This window comes from Promicromonospora alba (assembly GCF_042654905.1).
GTDB lineage: Bacteria > Actinomycetota > Actinomycetes > Actinomycetales > Cellulomonadaceae > Promicromonospora > Promicromonospora alba.
In genome coordinates, this window is record NZ_JBHSFI010000005.1 from 681,802 (window position 1) to 704,843 (window position 23,042).

Genomic DNA, 23,042 nt, shown 5'->3' on the forward strand with positions numbered 1-23,042 from the left:
CTTGAAAGGAGCAAGCTCCGCCCTCGCGATACCCCCGCGGAGCTCAGAAACGCATGAAACTCACCGCACGAACCCGCTCACAGGCAAGGACCCTGGTCGCCCTCGGCCTCGTTCTTCCCCTCACGGCACTGGCGGCCTGCTCCTCGGGCGAGGCCGGGGCCGGCTCCGACGAACCGGCCTCACCGGCCACCAGCGAAGCCGCGGAGAACCCGGCAACCGAGGAGGCCACCTACACCCCTCGTATCGCGATCACCTACGACGGCGGCATCCAGGTGCTCGACGCCGGGACGTTGGACTCCGTCGGTGAGTTCGAGCTCGACGGCTTCAACCGCCTCAACGACGTCGGCGACGGCCGGCATCTCCTGGTCTCCACGACGGGCGGGTTCCAGGTCCTGGACGCCGCCGCGTGGGCCGAGCCGCACGGTGACCACTCGCACTACTACACCGCCGAGCCGCAGCTGACCGACGTCAAGTTCGACGCCGAGATCCCCGGTCACGTCGTTCCCCACGAGGGCCGCGTCGCGCTGTTCGACGACGGCACGGGCGAGGTGACGGTCTTCGACGCGAGCGAGGTCGCCGACCCGGAGCGCGAGACCCGCTCGTTCGCCACACCCGAGGCTCACCACGGTGTCGCGATCGAGCTGCACGACGGCTCCCTCGTCGTCTCCGAGGGCACCGAGGACGCGCGCACCGGCATCCGCGTGCTCGACAAGGACGACAAGGAGATCGCGTCGTCCGACGAGTGCCCCGGCGTGCACGGCGAGGCCGTCGCCGCCGACGAGGCAGTCCTGATCGGCTGCGAGAACGGCGTCCTGATCTACAAGGACGGCAAGATCACCAAGGTCGACAGCCCTGACTCCTACGGGCGCGTCGGCAACCAGGCCGGCAGCGAGGAGTCCGGCGTCGTGCTGGGCGACTACAAGGTCGACGAGGACGCCGAGCTGGAGCGTCCCGAGCGCATCTCGCTCACCGACACCGAGACCGGCGAGCTGACGCTCGTGGACCTGCCCTCGAGCTACACCTTCCGGTCGCTGGCGCGCGGCACGGACGGTGAGGGGCTCGTCCTGGGCACCGACGGCCAGATCCACGTCATCGACCCGGAGAAGAAGAAGCTGGTCAAGTCGATCCCCGTCATCGACGAGTGGGAGGAGCCCATCGAGTGGCAGACCCCCCGCCCGGCGATCTTCATGCTCGACGGCTCGGCGTACGTCACCGACCCCGCGACCAGGTCGATCCACGCCGTGGACATCGAGACGGGCGAGGTCTGGCTGACCAAGGAGCTCGAGGTCGAGCCCAACGAGATCAACGGCATCTCCGGGAACGTCGAGGAGGGGTCGACCGAGTTCGGCAAGAGCGACGAGCACCCCGAGGACGACCACACCGAGGAGTAGGACGGCGACCCGCTCGGACCCGAGTGACCAGGGCTGACCCTGGCGCCCCGCAGGAGTGGTGGCCGCGACACCGCCGGTGTCGCGGCCACCACTCCTGCCCTCAGCACTGCTCCACCGCTCACCACACCGCCGAGGAACCTCATGACCTCCCGCCCCCGTGCCCGCTCGCTGTCCGCCGCAGCAGCCGCACTGCTGGTCCTGTCCACGACCGCCGCGTGCTCACCCGACGCCCAGGAAGACACGGTCGACGTCCTCACGTCGTTCTACCCGCTGCAGTACGTCGCCGAGCAGGTCGGCGGCGAGCACGTGAACGTCACGAACCTCACGCCCGCCGCCGCCGACCCGCACAGCATCGAGCTCTCGCCGGCCCGGGTGCGCGAGATGGGCCAGGCCGATCTCGTCGTCTACCTCTCCGGCATGCAGCCCGCGACGGACGAGGCCATCGAGGCGAGCCCGCCCGACCGGCTGCTCGACACCGCCGAGGCGGCAGGGCTGGAGGCCGGGCCCAACGGCACCGCCGCGGCGCCGTCGGGCAGCACCGCGCTCGACCCCCACTTCTGGCAGGACCCCACCCGGCTCGCGGACGTCGCACAGGGCATCGCCACCAACCTCGCTGAGGCCGACCCGGCGCACGCGGCCGACTACGCCGCCAACGCCGACGCCCTGGTCGCCGAGCTCGACGCCCTGGACCAGGACTACCGCGACGGGCTCGCGCAGTGCGCCGGGGCGACCCTCGTCGTGTCGCACGAGGCATTCGGGTACCTGGCCGAGCGGTACGACCTCGTCCAGGTAGGCATCTCCGGGATCGACCCGGAGGCCGAACCCTCCCCCGCCCGCCTGCGCGCCGTGCGCTCCGTGGTCCAGGACGACGACGTGCAGACCGTCTTCTTCGAGGTGATCACCAGCCCGAAGGTCGCACGGGCGCTCGCCGAGGACCTCGGGATCGACTCCGCCAAGCTCGACCCCATCGAGGGCCAGGCAGACCCGGACGCCGACTACATGGACATGATGCGGGAGAACCTGGCGGCCCTCGAGGACGGGCTCGTCTGCGAGCGCTGACCCGGGCGGTGTCAGCGCCGTGTCAGGGCGGTGTCCGCGGACCAGGCGAACATCTCCGGCATGGAGAACGCACAGGGGCTCGCAGCCTCCGCACCAGAGACCCGAAAGAACCGGATGGTCGATCTGCTGCTCGCCGAGCGCCATTCACTGCCGCTGTCCATAGCGCTCCACCTGGTTCCGGGCGTCCTGATCGTCGCCGTCTACCTCGTCCTCGCTCAGCCCCTGGTCCGGGCCCTCGACTACCCGTCGTTCCTGGGCTGGGCGATCGCGCTGACCGTCGTGCTCTTCCCGCTCCAGCTCGGCCTGCTCTGGCTGGGGCGACGCCGCACCGGGCGGTACTCGCTGCGCGGCGTGCTGGGCTACCTGGACAAGCCGGTGCCGCGCGGCAGGCTCGTGGCGATGGTCGCGGGGCTCATCGTGTGGTTCGTCGCGGTCTCGAGCGCGCTCACCGCCCTGGACGCCGTCGTCTTCGAGGCGTTCTTCACGTGGCTCCCGTTCGACGACGTCGGCGCGAGCGCCACCACCTACCTCGACGGGAACAGCCGCACGGTCATGATCATCACGCTGGCCGCGTCCATCCCGTTCACCGGGTTCTCGCTCCCGCTCATCGAGGAGTACTACTTCCGCGGGTTCCTGATGCCGCGGCTCGCGCACCTCGGCGCGTGGGCCCCGGTGCTCAGCACCGTCCTCTTCTCGCTGTACCACCTCTGGTCACCGTGGGTGTTCCTGTCCCGCATCATCTTCTTCTTCCCCGGACCCTGGTTCGTCTGGAAGAAGAAGGACCTCCGCCTCTCGATCGGCATGCACGTCGGCACGACCCTCCTGCTGTCGACGTTCGGCACCCTGGCCCTGATCCTGGGCCTCATCTAGCAGCACCGCGACCAGCTGGTCCCAGCCCGTCTCCGCACCCACCCGAGCCGCCTCGGCGAACCCCCCGTCGCCGAGGTGGCTCCGTGCCACCTTCTCGATCCGCGCCAGGTCCGGGTCCGCTCGATCCGGCAGCCCGCGCACCTCGGTGCCGGCCCCGAGCAGCCGTGCGGCCTCCTCGGGGCGTCCGTACCGCAGCGCGAGGTCCGCGACCCCGACGAGGCTCTGCGCGAGCATCGGCGCGTACCCCGCCTCGGCGGCTGCCCGGCAGGCCGCGGCGCGATGCGCGCGGGCCTCGCCGAGGTCGTCGGCGAGGTAGCCGAGCTGGTGGTGCGTCACCGCGCTGAGATTCGCTGCCCCGTCGCCCAGCCTCGTCAGCACGAGACCGAGCTGCCGGCGAGCCTCCTCGAAGTCGCCGGCCCATCGTGCGAGCTCCGCCTTGGCCAGGGCCACCTCCACCAGCGCCTCCGGCCACGTGACCCGCTCCGCGAGCTGCGCAGCCTCGGCTATCGCCGCAGCGCTCGCGTCCTCGTCGCCGAGCAGCCGGTACAGGCGCGCCTGCCCCGACCGCATCCGGATGACGTCCTCGACAGCGCCGACCTCGGCCACCACCGCCACCGCCTGCTCGTAGTACCCGGACGCCGCGGCGAACTCGCCGCGCATCGCTACCCGGTCCGCCAGCTCGGTCAGGGCGAAGGAGATCCCGAACCGCTCGCCCAGCGCCCGGAACTCGGCGAGCGCCTGCTCGAGGTAGGCGTCGGCGTCCTGTCCGGGACGGCCGAGCACGACCCGCATCTTGCCGAGCTGCAGCCGGCCCAGCGCACGCGCCCAGGGGTCGTCGCTGTCCAGCACCGATTCCCACGCGCTCACGGGATCAGCCCCCTGCAGCATGCGCTCCAGGGGCACGACCAGCCCCAGCAGCGGGCTGTGCGGCCCGTCGCGCAGACTGATCTCGTAGGCCTTGTGGATCCACTCCGCTGCCTGCCGCTCGTCGGCGGCCCGCCCGGAGCTCGCGAACATCACGACGAGCGAGTAGACGGCGGCCCGGGTCCGGTCGTCGGCCTCGCCGGGCAGCTCGGCGGCCGCGGTGATGAGCTCCAGGCCCTCGGTCTTGTGCCCGCTGAGCCACCAGTACCAGCCGGCCCCGGCCGCGAGCCGCATCGCCGCCCGCACCTGGCCCGCTGCGAGCGCACCGCGCATCGCGGCGCCGATGTTGTCGTGCTCGCCGGCGAGCGTGGTGAGCCCCTGCAGCTGCTCGGGCCGGCGCAGCTGCGGCTCTGTGGTCTCGGCGAGCTCGACGAACCAGTCCAGGTGCGCCCGGCGGGCCAGGTCCGACTCGCCCGCCTCCACGAGGCGTTGTGCGGCGTACTCCTTGATCGTGCCGAGCATCCGGTAGCGCGGGCTGCGGCCGGCGTCGGCGATCAGCAGCGACTTCTCGGTCAGTGCCGTGAGCAGGTCGAGTACCTCCGCCTCCCCGGCTGTGTCGCCGGCAGCCTCGCCGGCGCAGACCCGCTCGGCCGCGTCCAGGCTCGCCCCGCCGACGAACACCGACAGCCTGCGCAGGACCGTTCGTTCGGCGTCGGTCAGCAGCTCCCAGCTCCAGTCGACCATCGCGCGCAGCGTGCGGTGCCGGGGCAGCGCCGTGCGGCTGCCGCCGGTCAGCACGCGGAACCTGTCGTCGAGCCGGTCGGCGAGCTGGTCGACGGACATGGTGCGGAGCCGGGTCGCGGCCAGCTCGATCGCCAGGGGCATCCCGTCCAGCAACCGGCAGATGCGGGCCATGGTCGCCAGCGTCGCGGCATCGGCCACGAGGTCCTGGCGCGCAGCCCTCGCCCGCTCCCGCAGCAGCCGGACGGCCGGTGCCGACTCGATCTCGCCGAGGTCGGCGTCCGGCGTCGGCAGGTCCAGCGGGAGCACCGGCCACAGCGCCTCGCCGGTGATACCGAGCGGCTCCCTGCTGGTCGCCAGTATCCGCAGCCGCCGGCACTCCCCGAGCAGGCGGTGGGCGAACGCCGCCGCCTGCTCGACCACGTGCTCGCAGTTGTCCAGGACCAGGACCATCTCCCGCTCGCGGAGCGCGGCGACGAGCCGTTCGACCGGTTCCATGTCCGTCGCCTCGCCGAGCAGCGTGTCCCGCAGGCCGAGACCGGCAAGCGCCGCCTGCGCGACGTCGCCGTCGGCGCCGATGACCGCGAGCTCCACCAGCCAGACGCCGTCCGGCAGGTCGCCGACCAGCGTGCGGGCGGCCTCCGTGGCGAGCCTGGTCTTCCCCGCACCGCCCGGCCCGGTCAGGGTGGTCAGCCGGTGCTCGCCGACCATGGCGCGGACCGCGCCGACGTCGGCGTCCTTGCCGACGTAGCTGGTCAGCTCGGCGCGAAGGTTGGTCCTGCGGCTCTCGTCCCGCCGTCCGACCTCGCCCCGCAGCAGCGCGACGTGCAGGTCGGAGAGCTCCGGTGAGGGGTCGACGCCGAGCCCGTCGGCCAGGGCCTCCCGCGTGCGCTCGTAGACCAGCAGCGCTTCTGTGTCGCGGCCGGCAGCGGCGAGACCCCGCATCAGGGCGGCGACGAGCCGTTCACGCAACGGGTGGGCTGCCACCAGATCCGTCAGCTCCGGGACCAGGTCGGCGCCGTGGCCCAGGCTGATCTCCGCGTCGAACCGGTCCTCCATGGCGGTCAGGCGCAGCCCTTCGAGCCGGGTGACCGCGGCGTCGAACGCCGCGCTGCCCTCCAGACCGACGTCCTGCATGGCCTTCCCGCGCCACAGCAGCAGCGCCTCGCGCAACAGCTGCACCCGCCGTGGACCGTCCGCGGCGCGCGCCCGGTCCACCAGACGCTCGAACCGCAGCGCGTCGACGGCGTCGGGGTCCACCAGCAGCCGGTAGCCGCTCGGCTGCCCCGCTATCGATCCGTCCGGCAGCACCTTCCGCAGCCGGGAGACCAGGCGCTGCAGGGCGTTCGTCGCGTCGGACGGCGGCTGCTCACCCCAGATCCAGTCGACGAGCGTCGCCTTGTGGACCGTGCGGCCGGCATTGAGCGCAAGGGCAATCAGGAGCGCCCGCAGCCGCGAGCCCGGCACATCGGCGAGGACGCCGTCGTCCAGACGCACCTCGAGCGGCCCGATCATCCCGATCTGCACCGGGCGATTCTGCCACGGGCTACCTCGGCGGCACCTGCTCGATCCGGGTCCAGCCCTTCCAGCCGCGCTCCTCCAGCAGCTCGATGATCCGCCTGCCGCCCGGTGACTCGGCCGGCAGCGCGTCCAGCAGTTCCACGAACGGCTGGTCGAGGCCGTCGTCGTCGGCCCCGACCACCTCGCCGGCCTCGATGGCCCGGCGCGCGAGCCGCTCCATGACGTCGACGAGCTCGACGATCCGCGAGTCGTCGGCCGGCCAGTGGAGGGCCTCGGTGACCAGCTTGTAGAGCAGCACCATGTCGGGGTCGTCGAGCTGCATGTGCTTCATCGCCATCACGGCATCGATCTCGTCCGGTATGCGGGCGGCCATCATGATCCAGGCGTCCCGCTCGAGCACTATGTACTGCTCCTCGACCCCGAGGTCACGCAGCCGGTCGAGATAGTCCAGGACGCTCCGCGGGAGCGCGAGGCTCTCGCCGGCCGCCAGCCTGGCGATCCGCTTGCGGTTCTCCCGCAGCCGCCGCATCTCGGCACGCAGCTCCGTGTCGATCTCCTCGACGCCGCGGGCGAACTCCTCCGGGGTGGCGTCGAGCAGCTCCTGCACCCTGGCCAGGGGCACACCGGCCTCGGCAAGGGTGCGGATCCGGATCAGCCGGACCAGCGTGGCGGCGTCGTACGACCGGTAGCCGGAGCGGTCCCGCTCCGGCTCCGGAAGCAGCCCGATCTGGTGATAGTGCCGAACCGCGCGAACCGTCACCCCGGCGTACGACGCCACCTGGCCGATCGTCAGCATGCTGTTCAGCGTGCCCTAAGAGATCTTGCGGCGGTAGGCGGCCATCGCGAAGAAGTACGTGACCACCAGGATGCCGACGCACCAGCCCAGGGCGACCCAGATGTCGGTGCCGACCGGCTGCTGAGCCAGGAGGGCCCGGATCGTGTCGACGATCGACGTCACCGGCTGGTTCTCGGCGAACCACCCCACAGGGCCGGGCATGGTCTCCGTCGGCACGAAGGCCGAGCTGAGGAACGGCAGGAAGATGAGCGGGTAGGAGAAGAAGCTCGCGCCGTCGACGGACTTCGCGGTGAGCCCGGGGATGACGGCGAGCCACGTCAGCGCGAGCGTGAACAGGACCAGGATGCCCGCCACGGCGAGCCAGGCCAGGAGGCCTGCGCCGGAGCGGAAGCCCATCAGGAGCGCGACCAGGATCACGACGGCTATCGAGACGAGGTTGGCGACCATCGAGGTCAGCACGTGCGCCCAGAGGACCGACGACCGGGCGATGGGCATCGACTGGAACCGCTCGAAGATGCCGCTCTGCATGTCCATGAAGAGCCGGAACGCGGTGTAGGCGATGCCTGAGGCGACGGTGATGATCAGGATGCCGGGCAGCAGGTAGTTGACATAGCTGTCCGTGCCGGCCTCGATCGCGCCCCCGAAGACGTAGACGAACATCAGCATCATCGCGATCGGGGTGACCGCGGTGGTGAGGATCGTGTCCATGCTGCGCAGGATGTGGGTCAGGGAGCGCCCGGTCAGGACGCGGGTGTCGCTGAAGAAGTGGCTGGTCATCGCTGGTCCTCGCTGCTCGTGCCGTTGCCTGCGGCGGCACCGTCTGCGCCGACTATGGCGAAGAACACGTCCTCCAGGGTGGGCTGCTTCTCGACGTACTCGACCTTGGCCGGGGGCAGCAGGGCCTTGAGCTCGGCGAGCGTGCCGTCGACGATGATGCGGCCCTGGTGCAGGATCGCTATCCGGTCGGCCAGCTGCTCGGCCTCGTCGAGGTGCTGGGTGGTGAGCAGGACCGTCGTGCCGCCGTCGGCCAGCTTCTTGACGGTGCGCCACACCTCGACGCGTGCCTCGGGGTCGAGGCCCGTCGTCGGCTCGTCGAGGAAGATGACCGCCGGGTCGCCGATCAGGCTCATCGCGATGTCGAGACGACGGCGCATCCCGCCGGAGTACGTGGTGGCCCTGCGGCTGCCGGCCTCGGTCAGGGAGAAGCGGGCCAAGAGGTCGTCGGCGATCGTGCCGGGGTCTGCAAGGTGCCGCAGCCGGGCGACCAGGACCAGGTTCTCCCGCCCGGTGAGGATCTCGTCGACGGCGGCGAACTGGCCGGTCAGGCTGATCGACTCGCGCACCTCCGCCGCGTGGGTGGCAACGTCGTACCCGTTCACACTCGCGCTGCCGGCGTCGGCCTTGAGCAGGGTGGACAGGATCTTGATGACGGTGGTCTTGCCGGCCCCGTTGGAGCCGAGCAGGGCGAAGATGCTGCCGCGCGTGACCTCGAGGTCCACGCCCTTCAGGACGTGCAGGTCCTTGTACGACTTCTCCAGCCCGTGGACGCGGATCGCGGGCGCTACCGCGCCGGCTCCGGGACTCGTTCCGATGTCCGTTCTTGTGTTCATGCGACGAGGATGCGGGGTTGACCCTGCGTCAGGGTCAACCCCACATCCGAGCTTGTTTCCGCGGTCTCGTCTCCGCGACCGGCTCAGCCCCGGGTCGCGGTGAGCCGCACTCCCCCGAGCACCGGCCCCTCGGCCCCGCGCGTGGCGCGGACCAGGAGCCGGACGGTCCCGTCGTTCCACGCGGCAGGCAGCCACAGCCGGCCTGCGTCGCCGCCCGTGAACCGCGGCCGTGCGGGGTCGTCGAGCCATACCCGGCCCAGCAGCTCCCCGCCGGCGAACGCGCTGACCCGCACCTGTGCGCCCTCGAACCCGAGCGAGAGCCCGCCCGGCGGCACCGCTGCGTCGAACCACCGCTCCTCGCCGGGTGCCAGCTCCAGCGGCAGGGCGACGGTCTCCCCCGCGGCGTCGGCGCGTGACAGGTCGAGGATCGCCTCGTCGGACTGCGCCTCCACGTCCCAGCCGCTGACCGGTTCCAGACGGAACAGCTCGGCGGTCAGGTCCGCTCCCGGCCGGTGCGGCACGGTGATCGCGACCGTGCGCCCCGCGCCGGGGGCCAGGTGCAGCCAGGGATCGTCCTCGGTCACGGTGTGCGCCACGCCGTCCACGCTCACCTGGACCGACCCCGCTACCCCGGCCAGGCGCAACGCCTGGTGGTGCGCCTCGCCTGCGTCGTCATCCATGGCGAGGCCGCGCGAGTAGGTGGTCGGCTCTCCGACGCGGGTGCTGCTCCAGCCGCCGAGCGTGCGCAGCGGTGCCGGCTCGCCCGGCCAGCCGCCCGCCGCGGTCACGCGCCACAGCGCGGACACGTCGGACCGGCCGACGACCGACCACACCCTGCCGAGCCCGCGGAGCGACCCCAGGCGCAGGGCCGGGAGGCGGACGTCGTCGAAGTTCGCGTGCCCCCAGGTCTCGACCGTCGCGTCGAGGCGTCCCGCCCCGGCCACCGGCAGCAGGAAGGTGGCCCCGAAGCCCGCGACGGTGGGCAGCGCCACCCCGTCGAGCGCGAGGTCGACGATGTCCGACGCACCCTCGACCAGCAGCTCGTCCGCCCCGTCGAGGTCTGTCGAGTAGTGCGTACGCCCGCGGTGCACACCCACCTCCTCCGACGACGGCGGCACCTCGTGCCGCGTGGTGCGTCCGGTGCGGGCGGCGAGGTCGAGCCCGGTCAGGGTGGTGAGCGGCGGGTGCTCGACGGGCGGATCGCCCCCGGCGGTACCGCCGTCCGACGGCGCATCCGCGTCCACGTCGATGGGATGGCGGACGACGACCGCCCACGCCACGCCGTCGACCCCCGCCTCGATCCGTGCGCGGACCGGGGCGCCGGGTCCGGGGGCTTCCAGCTCGACCAGCACCGGCCGCCCGCCCGGAGCCTCCAGCACGACGACGCTCGCGCCGGCCGTCGCCAGCTCTATCCCGTCCGGTCCGGCGCCGACGAGGTCGGCGCTCGCCAGGCGCAGGGTTCCCGGCAGACCGAACCGGTCCAGCGGCAGGTCCCGCAGCACCAGCAGGCACGACGCCGCCGGCAGCGGCACCGCGACCTCGGGTCCGCCGAACCAGGCCGGGAACGCGGCGGTCCCGGCGTCGTCGGTCAGGTTCGGGATGCCGATCAGCTCGCCCCCGCCGTCGAGCACCAGCCTGGACGGCGACGCGCTGGTGGCGACGTCGACCCGGAAGGCGCCGTCGGCGGACGCGGTGGTCGACCGGGCGAGCGCGGGCCCGAGGGTGCGCAGCACCCGGGCGAGGACGCGGGCCTCGGCCATCTCGGGGCGGGGCACGCCGACCGGGTCGAGGTACCCGCCGAAGTCGTAGTCGTGGGACATGAACCCGCCCGGGTCGCCCCAGTTGCCCACCGAGGGCGTGTAGCCGAAGTCGAATCCCGAGGCCTGGAGATAGGGCGCGATGACCTTCGCGCCGCTGACCAGCAGCCTGCGCAACGTCGCGTGCCGGCGGTTGGTCTCCATGACCAGCAGCGGCTCGCCGCGACCGGCGACGAGGTCGGCGTACTGCCGCACCTCCGCCTCGATGTACGGCGACAGGTCGTCGGGGTAGAAGTTGAACGCGGGAGTGATGCCGTCGACTCCCCCGGTGGCCCCCGCGAGGTCGCCCTGCCCGGCGCAGGCCACGACGGGCACCGTGATGCCGTGGCCGAGCGTCAGCTCGTGCAGCCGGGCCATGTAGGCGGGCCGGTCAGCAGTGCCGAAGAAGTCGAGCTCGTTCTCCACCTGGACGGCGACGACGGCGCCGCCCCGGTCGCGCTGCCGGGCCGCGAGCAGCGGCATCACCTGGTCGAACCAGGCCTCGACGTGCCGCAGGTAGCGCGGCTCGGCCTGCCGCAGGGCCAGGCCGTCCTCGAGGGGCAGCCATGCGGGGAGCGCGCCGCCGTCCCACTCGGAGCAGATGTACGGGCCGGGCCGGGCGACGACGCCGAGCCCGGCGTCGCGGGCCAGGTCGAGGAACTCGCCGACGTCGCGCCGTCCGGCGAAGTCCCACCGGCCGGGCGCGGTCTCGTGGAAGTTCCACGGGACGTAGACGTCCACGAGCGTGTAGCCGGACGCCGCCACCTGAGCCAGGCGGTCCGCCCAGGCCTCGCGCGGCACCCTGAAGTAGAACAGCGAGGCGCACAGGTGCACCTGCTCGGCGCCGTCGAGCACGAGCCCGGAGGGGCTCAGCCCTACGGTGGTGTCCGTCTGCGTCGTCATCTCGTACCTTCGCTCTCGGCGGGTTCGGTGGTGGGCTCGGTGATGTACGTGCGGAAGATTCTCGTGAACAGGACCGCGTTCACGACGGCGATCCCCGCGAACCCGATGAGGAACCAGAGCAGCCCGTACACCGCCACCCTCGGGTAGAAGACGGTGATGACGACGGGGAGCGCGGTGACCGCGGCGATGGCCAGGGACCCGAAGAGGTGCCGGAGCGACATCAGGCGCGAGTTGTTCAGTACCTCCAGGACGGTGTTCTCGAACGTCGCGTTGTACGGGAAGACGTACAGCATCGCGAGCACGAACCGGAACGCGACGAGGTAGAACACCACCAGCAGGACGATCCGCACGATGATCGGGACGTCGAGGTTGTCGACGACCACGTACCAGGCCGCCAGGACCAGGGCGAGGCCCACGACGGCCAGGCCCAGGAGCGTCGCCTGCTTGAAGTTCGTCCGGAACGACCTGAGGTAGTCGCCCGCCACCGACGTGCTCTCGCCGGACACGATCTTCATGGCGGTGTAGTTCAGGGCGGTCAGCGCGGCGCCGAGCGTGACGACCGGGATCGCCGTCGCGATGAACACGAGGTTGAGGATCATCACGTCCGCGACCTTGTCCAGGAACCGCAGGAGCGGTGAGTCCGGGTGGAAGATCTTGCTCACGATCGCCCTGTCTCTTGATGTGGCCGGTGGTACGGCTGTCGGTGGTCGGTAGCCCTTCGGACTACCGACCACCGGTCCGGTGACTAGCCCTGCGTCTCTGCCCAGGCGTCCAGGTCTGCCTGGACGGCGGTCCGCGCGTCCTCGTAGCCCGCGGCCTCCAGCTCCGCGCGCATGTCCGCGATCGCCGCGGCCGGGTCGTCGAACTTGCCGTACTGGAGCTGCGGGATGTACTCGGAGAGCACGCCGCCCATAGCCGCCAGGTAGGGGTCGATCAGGTCCTTGTTCACCATGAGCGTCGTGTACGGGTAGTCCTTCGCCGCCGCGTCGAGCCCGTCGTAGATCTCCTGCTTGTTCGGCGCGTCCGTGACCCGGTCCGGCTCGAACTCGTCCATCCGGCCGCCCCAGAAGTTCGACCCCAGGGCGTCGGTGGTCTCGTCCCAGCCCTCGGGCCGGTCCAGCTTGCCGTCCTCCGTCATGACGTAGTCGGTGCCCTCGATGCCGTAGTTGAGGAGCGTGTAGATCTCCTCGTCGTTGCGCAGGACGTCGTAGACCTCCAGCGCCTTCTCGGGGTTGCCCGAGGTGGCGTTCACCGCCATGGCTCCGTGCGTGGGGATGTCCCGGAAGAAGTTCCCGTTCTCCTGACCCCAGTAGAAGAACTTCGGGTCGGACCCGGGCTGCTTCTTGGTCATGTTGTCGACGATCGCGCTGACGAACGTCGACGCGTGGTGCTGGTCGACGCCGGAGAGGCCCGCGTAGAACAGCTCCCGCGTGACGCCGTCGTAGTTCAGCGCGTCCTCGCGCCAGACGCCGAGGTCGTTCCACTCCTTCGCCAGCTCCGCGGCCTCCAGCAGCTCGTCACCCTCCATGTACCAGGAGGTCACCGTGTTGGGGTCCGCCTCGGTGGTCTGGAACGGCCAGTAGTTGCCCGCGGTGATCTGCTGGATCGTCTGGCCGTCGGTGTGACCCTGGAGGTACCCGGACAGCGCGTGGTCGTTGGCCCCCGCGACGTCCCAGGGGTAGGCGTCCTTCTTGTTCTCCTTGACCCACTCGAAGTAGGTGGTGAAGTCCTCGAACTTCGTGATCGTGCCGTCCTCGAAGCCCGCCTCCTTCGCCCAGTCGCCGCGGTAGAAGAAGCCGTGGTTGGTCCACTGGGTGTAGTTGTCCTCAGGGATGAAGTAGATCTCCCCGTCGAGCGTCGCCTTGTCCCAGTTCCCGTTCGCCTCGACCTGCTCCCACGTCCGCGGGGCGTGCTCCTGGAGCATCTCCGCGGAGAGCGGCAGGAAGGCACCCTTCTCCGCGTTCTCCCAGGCGAACAGCCAGTCCGTGGCGGTGGTGATCAGGTCGATGCTGTCATCACCAGAGAGGAGCTGGGTGTTGTACTGCGTCTGCCAGTCGGCCCACTCCACGTAGTAGAAGTCCAGGGTGGCGTTCGCCTCCTCGATCAGGCGCGGGTTCAGCTCCTCCAGCATCGCCTCCAGGCGGCCGTTCTCCGGCTTGTCACCCAGGACCAGCATGGTGATCTCGGTCGGTTCACCGGAGTCGGACCCACCACCCGGACCGCAGGCGGCCAGTGTTGCGGTGCTCATGGCCAGGGCGAGCGTTGCGGCCCCGACCCTCGCGAAAGACTTTCTCATCGTTGAGACTCCCTCGAATTGTGGTTCGTACTGCAGATGTTCTTGCGGATGTTTCGAACGGTCATGGAAGCGGGCGTCAGCCCTTCACGGCTCCGACCGTGATTCCGGAGACGAAATACTTCTGGACGAAGGGGTACAGGAGCACGATCGGCCCGGTGGCGACGACGGCGCTCGCCATCTTCAGGGTGTTGCTCGGTAGCTCGGTGATGCTCACGTTCGAGCCCGCCACCGAGTTTCTGAGCGCATTCGCGGTGTTGATGATGTTGTACAGGTGGTACTGGAGCGGTTTGAACTCCACGGTGCTGCCCAGATACAGCGAGGAGAGATACCACTCGTTCCAGTAACCGAGGGCCAGGAACAGGCCGAGAGTGGCCAGCGCCGGCTTCATCATCGGGAGCGCGAGCTGCAGGAAGATCCGGAAGTCTCCCGCGCCGTCGACCTTTCCGGACTCGATGATCTCGTAGGGCATGGAGCGCGCGAAGTTCTTCATCAGGATGATGAGCCAGGGCGTCATCAGGAGCTGGAGGAATACCGCCAGATAACTCCCCTTGAGCCCGAGATCACGTGCCACCCAGAGGTACGTGGGCGCGAGACCCGCGGAGAAGAGGGTAGTGAAGTAGATGAAGAACGAGATCCAGTTCCGGAACGGGAAGTCACGCCGCTGTAGGGCGTATCCGGTCATCGCGATGATGAACAATCCGAGGGCCGTGCCGCACACGGTCATCAGGATGGTCACGACGTACGAGCCGATGATCTGCCGGGGCGCCCGGAAGATGTACTCGTAGGCGTCGAGCGTGAACTCCTTGGGCAGCAGCCCGAATCCTTCCCTCATGATCGCGCCCTCGCTGGAGAAGGAGGCGGAGACGATCATGATGAAGGGCAGCGCACAGAACAAGGTGAAGAGCGTGACCGTGAAGTAGGAGATACCCCGCAGCATGTAGTCACTCTTGTCGAGCCTGACCTTCCTCGGCCGCTTCACTGCGACGACGTGACTCATCACGCCCCCTCTCTGTCAGAACGGCGCAGGTTAGAACAGCGCATAGTCCTTGTTGATCCTTCGGACGATCCAGTTGGCCAGCATCACGAGGGCGAACCCGAAGAGGGACTGGTAGAGCCCCACGGCCGTCGACGAGGTGAAGTTGTTCTGCGAGAGGATCATGCGGTAGACGGACGTCTCGATGATGTCGGTGGTGGCGAACAGAGCAGCGTTGTTGCCCACCAGGTTCCAGAACAGCCCGAAGTTGCCGTGCATGATCCCGCCGAGCGAGAACAGCAGAAGGATGATGAACGTGGGTTTCAGGCTCGGCAGGATGATGTACCGGATGCGCTGCCAGGCCGAGGCCCCGTCGATGGCCGCGGCCTCGAACAACGAGTTGTCGATGCTCATGATTGCCGCGAAGTAGACGATCGATCCGTACCCGGTGCTCTGCCAGAGCTGGAACAGGATGATGATGATCGGCCACAGGCCCGCCGTGCTGTAGATCTTGATCGGGTCGCCGCCCGTCTGCTCGATCAGCGCGTTGATCGCGCCGGTGTCGAAGTTGAGCAGGTTGAACGCGATGACGCCGACCAGGACCACCGAGATGAAGTACGGCAGGAACATGATGGCCTGGCTGATCTTCTTGAAGTACTTCGACCTGATCTCGTTCAGCATGATCGCCAGCGCGATCTGCAGGATGTTGCCCAGGACGATGAAGGCCAGGTTGTAGAGCAGCGTGTTCCGCGTGAGCTGCCACAGCTGCCCGGACTGGATGAGGAACTCGAAGTTCCGCATCCCCACGAACTCGCTGCCGAAGATCCCGTCCCGGTAGTTGAAGCTCGTGAATGCGATCCACACGCCGGGGAGCGGACCGTAGCTGAAGACGACGAAGAACACGATCGCCGGAAGGCACATGAGGAGCAGCACCTTGTTGCGGGCGATGCTCTTCAGCAGCGACTTCGGCTTCTTCACCGTCACCGTCGGCGTCTCGGGCCGGACGACCGGCCCCGTCAGCGTGACTGCCATAGCCATCGCCGTTCAGCCGGTTCGACGACCGGAATCTCTGTCATGCGCCACTCTCCGTTGAAGGCCGCTGAGCATCGTTGCTCGCATGTTAACGATAACAAGTTAACGTGAACATGAGGGTAGGGGGCACGCCTCCATGCGGTCAAGCATTGGAAATCACGGTTCTATAACGTTGGAACGTATGCGGCGAAAAGGACTGGACGCTCGGGGCAGCCGCGTGCGGGCCCGGATTCGACCCCAACGGCCGCGCCCGAACGTAGGCTGGTCGCTCTCTGCGAGCGGCACGCCCCGAACGTAGGGCTGGTCGCCTGGTGAGGGCTCGTGGCGCGACCAGGCCTACGTTCGGGGGCCAGTCCCGGCCTACGTTCGAGGGCTAGTCGCGTTCGGCGACGGCGACCGCGAGGTCCCGCTGCGCCCCCGCCATGACGGTCAGGTCGGCGCGGAGCTCCGCTCTCCACCCAGGCTCGTCAGCCCCGGACGAGTCGAGAGCGCGGGCGATGCGGACCGCCGAGCAGGCCGCGTGCGCGCCGGCGAACAGCCGCAGGTTCGCCAGGTCGGAGTCATCGAGCGCCCGCACGCCGCGGTACCCGGCGACGAACGCGTGGACGAGGTGCCGGCGCGCGGGGTCCGGCTCCCCGTCGGGACCGGTCAGGTCGCGCAGGGCGTAGGCGACGTCGGCGGCGTACCAGGACTGCGCGGCCTCGTCGAAGTCGAAGGCGGTCGCCCGGCCCGCGTCCCAGGCCAGGTTGTCCAGCTCGAAGTCGCCGTGCACCACCCCGAACCGCGATCGGTCACGCGGCAGGCGCGCGAGCCGGTCGGCCAGCCGGGCGGCGGCCTTCACGAGCGCGCGATCCTCGGCGAACCGGTCCGGGACCTCGGTTAGCTCGACAAAGGCGTCTGGGAGGTCGACGTCGATGGCGGCCGCGCCGTCGTGCACCAGGGCAAGGGCCCGGCCCCACTCGCGCACCAGGTCGTCCGTGAGGTCTTCCGCGTCGATCTCGTGTCCCGCCGCGGCCTCGACCACCATGGCGTGCATGGTGCCCAGCTCCGTCGGCAAGGTCGCCGTCAGGCTGCCCGTCTCGGTGGGAACAGGGCGCACCACTGCCGCGCCGTCCGTGGCCAGCCGGTGCATGAGGACGCTCGCCGGCTCGACCGCGCCGGCGGCCCGGTAAGTGTCGGGCACGAACCGCAGGTAGCGCTTGCCCCGCGGGTCGGGCAGGACGAACACGTGGGAGGCGCTGGAGCGCCACCACTTCGCGGTCCCCGCTGGGTACCCCCAGGCGAGGGCGACCTGGTCAGCGACCGGGCTCTCCCACGCGGAGGTGACTGTTCGCTTCAGACGATCGATCTCTGTCAACGGCATCATCGACGGACAGCCTCACGGGCACCGCCCTCGGCCGGCAACGGAATACTCGGTTTCCGGCCCCCTGCCCGCCGAACGGTCGCGCTACCGCGGAAGGTTCTCGTCCTGACCCGAGTCCGCGAGCGTCACACCGCCCACGCCCCAGTTCTCGCGCGGGATCTCCTGGATGACCACCCGGATCGTGTCGGGCTTCATCCGCATCACGCGGGCGTAGGTCGCGGTCAGCTCCGCCACGAGCTCGCGCTTGGTGTCGGCGTCGCGGGGTGATGCGTTCAGCACATGGATCACAGGCATGCGCGACATCCCACCACGATGCAGCTGGTTGCGTGATTCGCCGTGCGGCAGCGCTGGGCCTCTGCCCAGTGGCGGCGTCAGACCCGTTGGCCTCGCTCATGAGGATGCAGGGGCTTCGGTCCACGGCAGCGGGAAGCCGAGCGCTACGAGGATGTCCTCCCAGATGTCCTCGACAAAGACGGACGTCGAGCGCAGCAGGTCCTCGATCTGCCGCTGGGATGCTCCAGTGAACCCGGCTGCCGCTGCCCAGGCCAGGAGGTCGGCCGCACCATGTGGGACGTGCGCCCGGATGCGGTCTCCGTACTCGTCGATGTCCGTGTCGTACGTGCACAGGATTGCCTCTGGATCGTCCTTTCCGAACTCGACGAGGGTGTCGACGTTCAGCCCTACGCGCCAAGGCCTGCCGCCTGGCGCAAGCCCGGTCACGATCGCGCAGTCGCTGTCCAGGACCCACGCGCTGCTCGCCGGAGCACCCGTCACCCGGACCAGCTCGGTGAGCTCCGTCAACCGGATCTCGTCCCAGTAGCCGTCAGTGAACTCCACGGCCTGCCACCCCGTCGTGACCGGCCATCGCGAGGTCACATCCCCCTCAGGCGACGGAGGCGCCGCGATCGATGCGAACAACGGCACCTGCTCGAGCGGCCCGTCGCTCCGCGCGACGACGATGTGTCCGGTCAATCCCATGGATCTGCTCCCTCAGCCCGTCCGTTGAGTCGGCCCATGGTCCCGGCGATGCCACCGATCCGGGAGCGGACGCGCCGGTACGTGATGACCGCCGCCTTCCTCGCCTCGGATCGCGCCGGAGCCATGACCGGGACGGTGGTGAACCTGACCGGCGGCGCGCTGGTGGACTGAGGTGGGCCGAGCCGGCCGCGGGCCGGCTCGGCCTCGTACGTCGGCGCAGGTCAGGCGACGGGGTCGCTCGCCGTCGCGTGCTCCAGCGCCCAGGTGAGGGCGTGGTCGGCGACGGCCTCCCAGCCGGGTGCGGCGCAGGTCCAGTGGTCGCGGCCCGCGAACTCGTAGTACTCGGTGATCGCAGGCGACTTGTCGTAGTGCTTGGCGTTGGCCTTGTTCACCGAGGTCGGCATGATGTGGTCCTCGCTGCCGCCGATGAACAGCAATGGAGCCCGGTCGGCGGTGTAATCCACCCATGTCTCCTGGGGTCCGGGCTTGAAGTTGGCGAAGAGGCCGTACTCCCACACCCAGTGGCCGGGCGCTGCGATGGCGTAGCGCTCCCAGACCTGCCGGGACTCCTCGGCCGAGAGGGTGTTGGTGAACGCGTAGTGGAACTCCTCGGGCGTGAACCCGACGGCGCGGTGCCGGTTGGCGGGGTTCTTCAGCGCGGGGAACAGGGACCTCGCCTGGGACAGCGGGTTGACCCGGACGCCCTCGGTCGGCGCGGAGTCGACCACGACGGCCGCGGCACCGAGGCCCCGAGCGAGCAGGAGCTGGGTCAGCGTGCCGCCGAACGAGTGCCCCATGATGATCGGCGGGCTGTCCAGCGCCTCGATGACGCCGGCAAGGTGGTCGACGGTCTCGGGGACGGTCAGGTCGGCGATGATCTCGGGGTTCTCGCGCAGTGCCTCGACCTCGATCTCGAACCCTGGGTAGCCGGGGGCCAGGACGGTGAGGCCCTTGGCCTCGTAGTGGGAGATCCAGCCTTCCCAGCTGCGCGGCGTCATCCACAGGCCGTGGACCAGGACGACGGTGTCTGGCTGTGCTGCGTTCATGGTGGTGCTCCTCTGGTGAAAGGGTCAGTCGGTGAGTGGGTCGACGCCGGTCAGGCGTCGACGAACGCCAGAAGGTCGGCGTGGAGGCGGTCGCGGTCGGTGTCGGGCAGCGCGTGGCTGCTGCCCTCGTAGACGGTGAGCGTCGCGCCGTCGACCATCGCGGCGGACCGCTTGCCGCCGACGTCGAAGGGCACGATCTGGTCGTCGTCGCCGTGGATGACCAGGGTCGGGACGTCCACCTTGGCCAGGTCGGGGCGGAAGTCGGTCGCGGAGAACGCGGCGATGCACTCGTGGGCTCCACGGTGGCCGGACGCCATGCTCTGCAGCCAGAACGCGTCGCGGAACCCCTGGTCGACGTCGTTCCGCCGGTTGTGACCGAAGAACGGTCCGTCGGCCAGGTCGCGATACAGCTGGGACCGGTCGGCCTTCTCGCCCGCGCGGATCCCGTCGAACACGTCGATCGGCAGCCCTTCGGGGTTGTCATCGGTCTGCAGCATCAGGGGCGGGACGGCCGAGACCAGCACGAGCTTCGCCACGCGGCTGGTGCCGTGCCGGCCGATGTACCTGACGATCTCGCCCCCGCCGGTGGAGTGGCCGACGAGGGTCAGGTCCCGCAGGTCGAGGGCATCGATCAGGCAGGCAAGGTCGTCGGCGTAGGTGTCCATCTCGTTGCCGCCCCAGGTCTGGCTGGAGCGTCCGTGCCCGCGCCGGTCGTGCGCGATGGCGCGGTGGCCGTGCTCGGCGAGGAACAACGCCGCGGCGTCCCAGGCGTCGGAGTTCAGCGGCCAGCCGTGACTGAGCAGGACGGGCGTGCCCGCGGTTCCCCAGTCCTTGTAGAAGATCTGGGCGCCGTCGTCGGTGGTGATGTAAGGCATGGTGGGCCTCCTCGGTTCGGTCGAGCTCTGACATCTCGACCTTGCCGCCGGGCCTGCTGGTCGCGGACCACGTGATCCTCGTAGTCCGTCGTTCTCCTACGACGTCGTAGGGCGTTCTTCGGTCGGCGTCGGCGTGAGGCGGTCGGCCAGCTGGCGCCGGGAGGAGACACCGAGCTTCTGGAAGACCTTACGGAGGTGGTAGTCGACGGTGTTCGGGCTGATGAACAGGTTCGCGGCGATCTCGGGGTTGGTGCGCCCGGCCGCAGCGAGCTGCGCGATGGTGTGCTCCTGCGTGGTCAGGTCGAACTGCCGTGGCGCACTGCCGATGTCCCCGGGGTCGGTGAGGGGTGCCAGTTCGGTGGTCGCGCGTGCGACGAAGAGGTCGGCGCCGCTGTGCCTGAAGTGCTCGAGGGCGAGCCGCAGCTGTTCACCGGCCTCGCGACGTCGCCGGGTGCGGCGGAGCCACTCCCCGTAGACGAGGTGGGACCTGGCCAGGTCCACCTCGGCTCCCGTCTTGCCCAGCGTGTCGATGGAGGCCGTGTAGTGCGGCTCGGCGTCCTGCGTACTGACGAGCGCCAGCCCGCGCTCGGCGAGCCCGCGGCACCAGGGCGAACCGTTGGCGTCGGCCAGCTGCGCGAGAGACGTCGCGACCCGTTCGGCGTCGCCGTGGTGCCCGCTGCGTACAGCGGCCTCGACGTAGTCGGGGTAGTAGGTGGGTGTGGTGTGCAGGAAATTGTCGGCAAGGAGCGGGGTCAGCTGGTCGTACGCCTCCTGGTACCTCCCGTCCGCGAGGTGGCGTGACGCGATCGATGCGCGCGCGGCCGAGCTGACGCCGCCGAACCCGGTTGCGTCAGCCCCGTCGGCGATCGCGGCCACGACCTCGAGCGGTGATCCGGTCCAGGCCATGACGGCGGCGTTGATGACGTTCTCGGCGTCGTAGCCCATGGCCCTCCGTACCTCGCGGACCAGTTCGTCGAACATCACGGCACGGCGCAGGCTGCCGCCCCACAGCTCGGACAGGGCCATGATCCACAACAGGGAGTCGACCAGCTGCAGCGCTCCGGCATCGCGAGCGGCGGTGGCGGCTCGGGTGAGAGCGTCAGCACGCCCCTCGTTGTCCCAGAGGAACGTTCCGAGGGAGGCGATCACCGAGCCCATCTGCATCATGTCGTGATCAGGAAGCGCGAGGATCGCATCCAGCGCAGCCCGGGCGGGCACCACCGCCTGCTCGTAGGGCTCCAGGACCAGCGCGCCGAGACCACGGAGGATGACCGATGCAGGGCCGTCGGCCACTCCGACGCCCGCGACCATGCGGTGGCCGAGGGCGTCCGGGGTCGTGCCCAGGATCATTCGTTCGGCGGTGCAGGCGGTGTGAAACGCGCTGAGCAGCGCTCGTTGCTCCCGTTCGGGATCGTGCCCGTGGAACGCGTCGGCCGCCTGCAGGTTCCCGGCGGTGGCACCACGCACTCCGTCCGGGTTACCGGAGAACAGGCCCAGCGCGCTGCGCACGGAGACGGCCCGCCCCTGGGTGACAGCTTCGGCCGCGGAGGGATCGATCTGCTCGACAAGGCGGTGGGCCACATGGATCGCCCCAGCAGCCAGAGCCGCCTCCGCTGCACCGACCTGACGTGCATCGCGCACCGGTCCGGGCGGGCTGAGCTCGGCCGCGCGGGTCAGGATGGTGGCCTGGGAGGCCAGGCCACCACGCCGAGCCGCCAGGTCTGCCGAATGGGCCAGCCGATCGGCCACCTCGGGGTCCGTTCCCAGGACGGCACGGGCGGCGTGCCAGGCCTCGGTCTGCACCAGGCCGAGCTGCTCCGCGGCGCGGGCGAGAGCGCCATGCACCCGTCGGCGCTCGGCGCCCGGAGCAGCGTTGTAGACCGCGGACCGCACCAGCGGATGCCGGAACCGCACGACCGGTTCCAGCTCCACGAGGCCGGCGACCTCGGCGCGGTCACCGCCGTCGGGACGAAGCCCCAGCTGGACCGCTGCCGCACCCAGCAGGTCGACATTTCCCGTCGAGTCCGCGGCAGCCAGCAGCACCCATGACTGCACGCCGGGGTCGGACCGCCGTACCTGGCGAACGTAGTGTGCCTCGAGGTGCCGACCGACCGGCAGCGGGACCCCGGCCAGCCCCAGGTCGGGCAGCTCGTGCACGAGCGCGTCACCGGCCAGGTCGATCAGGGCCAGCGGGTTACCGCCGGTCGCTCGCGCTATGGCAGCGGCCGCGGACGGCGCGAACGGCCGGGTCGTCGAACGGTTCAGCAACCGGACGGCGTCGTCTAGGTGGAGGCCGGTCAGTGCGAGCTGTGGCACACCACCGATCCGGTCCGCGAAGCCCTCCTCGTCGCGGGCCGCGAACACGACCGCGACGTGCTCGACCGCGATGCGGCGTGCCACGAACGCGAGCGCATCCAAGCTCTCGGAGTCGATCAGGTGCGCGTCGTCGATCAGGCACACGACCGGCTGGTCGGCTCCTGCTGCCGCCAGCAGCCCGAGCATGCCCAGTCCGACGAGAAACCGATCGGGTGCGGGCCCGTCAGCTACACCGGACGCCACCTCTAACGCCTGCCGTTGCCGTTCCGGAAGCGCTGCGTGGTGCCGCTGCAGCATGGCTACGAGCCGCTGCGCGGCGGCGAACGGCATCGCCGACTCCGACTCGTAACCATCCAGCCGGATCACGTCGACGCTTGCCTGCCGGGCCGCTTCGGCAAGGAGGTAGGTCTTGCCGATTCCTGGCTCTCCCAGGACCAGCAAGGAGCCACCACGCCCGTTGCGCGCTGCGCCCAGGAGCGCGGCCAACCGACGCTGCTCTTCATCGCGACCCAGGAGCGCATCGGCGTTTTCCATGCCCTCCACGGTAGGACCGGCGGCGAGAGACTACGCGGTTCACGTGGTCCAGTTCACCCGCCCAAGTGCGGATGATCT

At 70.0% G+C, this 23,042-nt stretch carries 18 protein-coding genes and 1 pseudogene; 4 read left to right on the forward strand and 15 right to left on the reverse strand.

Annotation, left to right across the window (positions count from 1 at the left end; genetic code table 11):
• Positions 1 to 53: 53 nt before the first annotated feature.
• From aztD to ACFO6V_RS18000, 3 genes are all read left to right on the forward strand, one after another.
• On the forward strand, positions 54 to 1,391 hold the full coding sequence (aztD, locus tag ACFO6V_RS17990; RefSeq protein WP_377137569.1) for a zinc metallochaperone AztD: 1,338 nt from the start codon (positions 54 to 56) through the stop codon (positions 1,389 to 1,391).
• 141 nt (positions 1,392 to 1,532) lie between these two features.
• Entirely contained in the window at positions 1,533 to 2,450 is a 918-nt protein-coding gene (locus ACFO6V_RS17995) for a metal ABC transporter substrate-binding protein (protein ID WP_377137571.1), read from the forward strand.
• Positions 2,451 to 2,510: 60 nt separating this feature from the next.
• Complete coding sequence (locus tag ACFO6V_RS18000) at positions 2,511 to 3,320, forward strand: CPBP family intramembrane glutamic endopeptidase (RefSeq protein WP_377137573.1); 810 nt, start codon at positions 2,511 to 2,513, stop codon at positions 3,318 to 3,320.
• 1,359 nt (positions 3,321 to 4,679) lie between these two features.
• Here the strand turns inward: ACFO6V_RS18000 and ACFO6V_RS28795 are convergent.
• From ACFO6V_RS28795 to ACFO6V_RS18060, 12 genes and pseudogenes are all read right to left on the reverse strand, one after another.
• A pseudogene (locus ACFO6V_RS28795) lies at positions 4,680 to 6,440 on the reverse strand (BTAD domain-containing putative transcriptional regulator); the annotation flags it as partial.
• Between the two features lie 31 nt (positions 6,441 to 6,471).
• Positions 6,472 to 7,242, reverse strand: coding sequence for a MerR family transcriptional regulator (locus ACFO6V_RS18010; RefSeq protein ID WP_377137575.1), 771 nt, complete (start codon positions 7,240 to 7,242; stop codon positions 6,472 to 6,474).
• A gap of 15 nt (positions 7,243 to 7,257) precedes the next feature.
• Positions 7,258 to 8,019 carry an ABC transporter permease gene (locus tag ACFO6V_RS18015; protein ID WP_377137577.1) on the reverse strand — a complete coding sequence of 254 codons (762 nt, stop codon included), beginning with the start codon at positions 8,017 to 8,019 and terminating at the stop codon, positions 7,258 to 7,260.
• Entirely contained in the window at positions 8,016 to 8,852 is an 837-nt protein-coding gene (locus ACFO6V_RS18020; RefSeq protein ID WP_377137579.1) for an ABC transporter ATP-binding protein, read from the reverse strand. Before ACFO6V_RS18020 ends, ACFO6V_RS18015 begins: the two co-directional genes overlap by 4 nt.
• Positions 8,853 to 8,935: 83 nt before the next feature.
• A complete protein-coding gene (locus tag ACFO6V_RS18025) occupies positions 8,936 to 11,551 on the reverse strand; it encodes a beta-galactosidase (protein ID WP_377137581.1) in 2,616 nt (871 codons plus the stop codon).
• Complete coding sequence (locus ACFO6V_RS18030; RefSeq protein ID WP_377137583.1) at positions 11,548 to 12,213, reverse strand: YesL family protein; 666 nt, start codon at positions 12,211 to 12,213, stop codon at positions 11,548 to 11,550. The genes ACFO6V_RS18025 and ACFO6V_RS18030 overlap by 4 nt, the downstream gene beginning before the upstream one ends.
• Before the next feature lie 83 nt (positions 12,214 to 12,296).
• Entirely contained in the window at positions 12,297 to 13,799 is a 1,503-nt protein-coding gene (locus ACFO6V_RS18035; RefSeq protein WP_377137585.1) for an extracellular solute-binding protein, read from the reverse strand.
• Between the two features lie 124 nt (positions 13,800 to 13,923).
• Positions 13,924 to 14,844, reverse strand: coding sequence for a carbohydrate ABC transporter permease (locus tag ACFO6V_RS18040; protein ID WP_357502970.1), 921 nt, complete (start codon positions 14,842 to 14,844; stop codon positions 13,924 to 13,926).
• Between the two features lie 30 nt (positions 14,845 to 14,874).
• Positions 14,875 to 15,852, reverse strand: a complete 978-nt coding sequence (locus ACFO6V_RS18045; protein ID WP_377137587.1) for an ABC transporter permease — start codon at positions 15,850 to 15,852, stop codon at positions 14,875 to 14,877.
• Between the two features lie 373 nt (positions 15,853 to 16,225).
• Positions 16,226 to 17,218, reverse strand: coding sequence for a phosphotransferase enzyme family protein (locus tag ACFO6V_RS18050; protein ID WP_377137589.1), 993 nt, complete (start codon positions 17,216 to 17,218; stop codon positions 16,226 to 16,228).
• Between the two features lie 81 nt (positions 17,219 to 17,299).
• Entirely contained in the window at positions 17,300 to 17,509 is a 210-nt protein-coding gene (locus tag ACFO6V_RS18055; RefSeq protein ID WP_377137591.1) for a tautomerase family protein, read from the reverse strand.
• Positions 17,510 to 17,605: 96 nt separating this feature from the next.
• Complete coding sequence (locus tag ACFO6V_RS18060; RefSeq protein ID WP_377137593.1) at positions 17,606 to 18,193, reverse strand: hypothetical protein; 588 nt, start codon at positions 18,191 to 18,193, stop codon at positions 17,606 to 17,608.
• Positions 18,194 to 18,241: 48 nt separating this feature from the next.
• Between ACFO6V_RS18060 and ACFO6V_RS18065 the strand changes: the two genes are divergently transcribed.
• Positions 18,242 to 18,364 (forward strand): hypothetical protein, encoded by a 123-nt coding sequence (locus tag ACFO6V_RS18065; protein WP_377137595.1) that lies wholly within the window; start codon positions 18,242 to 18,244, stop codon positions 18,362 to 18,364.
• A gap of 50 nt (positions 18,365 to 18,414) precedes the next feature.
• On the opposite strand, the gene ACFO6V_RS18070 is transcribed toward ACFO6V_RS18065, so the two are convergent.
• From ACFO6V_RS18070 to ACFO6V_RS18080, 3 genes are all read right to left on the reverse strand, one after another.
• Positions 18,415 to 19,239, reverse strand: a complete 825-nt coding sequence (locus ACFO6V_RS18070) for an alpha/beta hydrolase (RefSeq protein ID WP_377137597.1) — start codon at positions 19,237 to 19,239, stop codon at positions 18,415 to 18,417.
• Positions 19,240 to 19,289: 50 nt separating this feature from the next.
• On the reverse strand, positions 19,290 to 20,114 hold the full coding sequence (locus ACFO6V_RS18075; RefSeq protein WP_377137599.1) for an alpha/beta fold hydrolase: 825 nt from the start codon (positions 20,112 to 20,114) through the stop codon (positions 19,290 to 19,292).
• A 96-nt stretch (positions 20,115 to 20,210) separates the two neighbouring features.
• Positions 20,211 to 22,964 (reverse strand): helix-turn-helix transcriptional regulator, encoded by a 2,754-nt coding sequence (locus ACFO6V_RS18080; RefSeq protein ID WP_377137601.1) that lies wholly within the window; start codon positions 22,962 to 22,964, stop codon positions 20,211 to 20,213.
• Between the last annotated feature and the right edge of the window lie 78 nt (positions 22,965 to 23,042).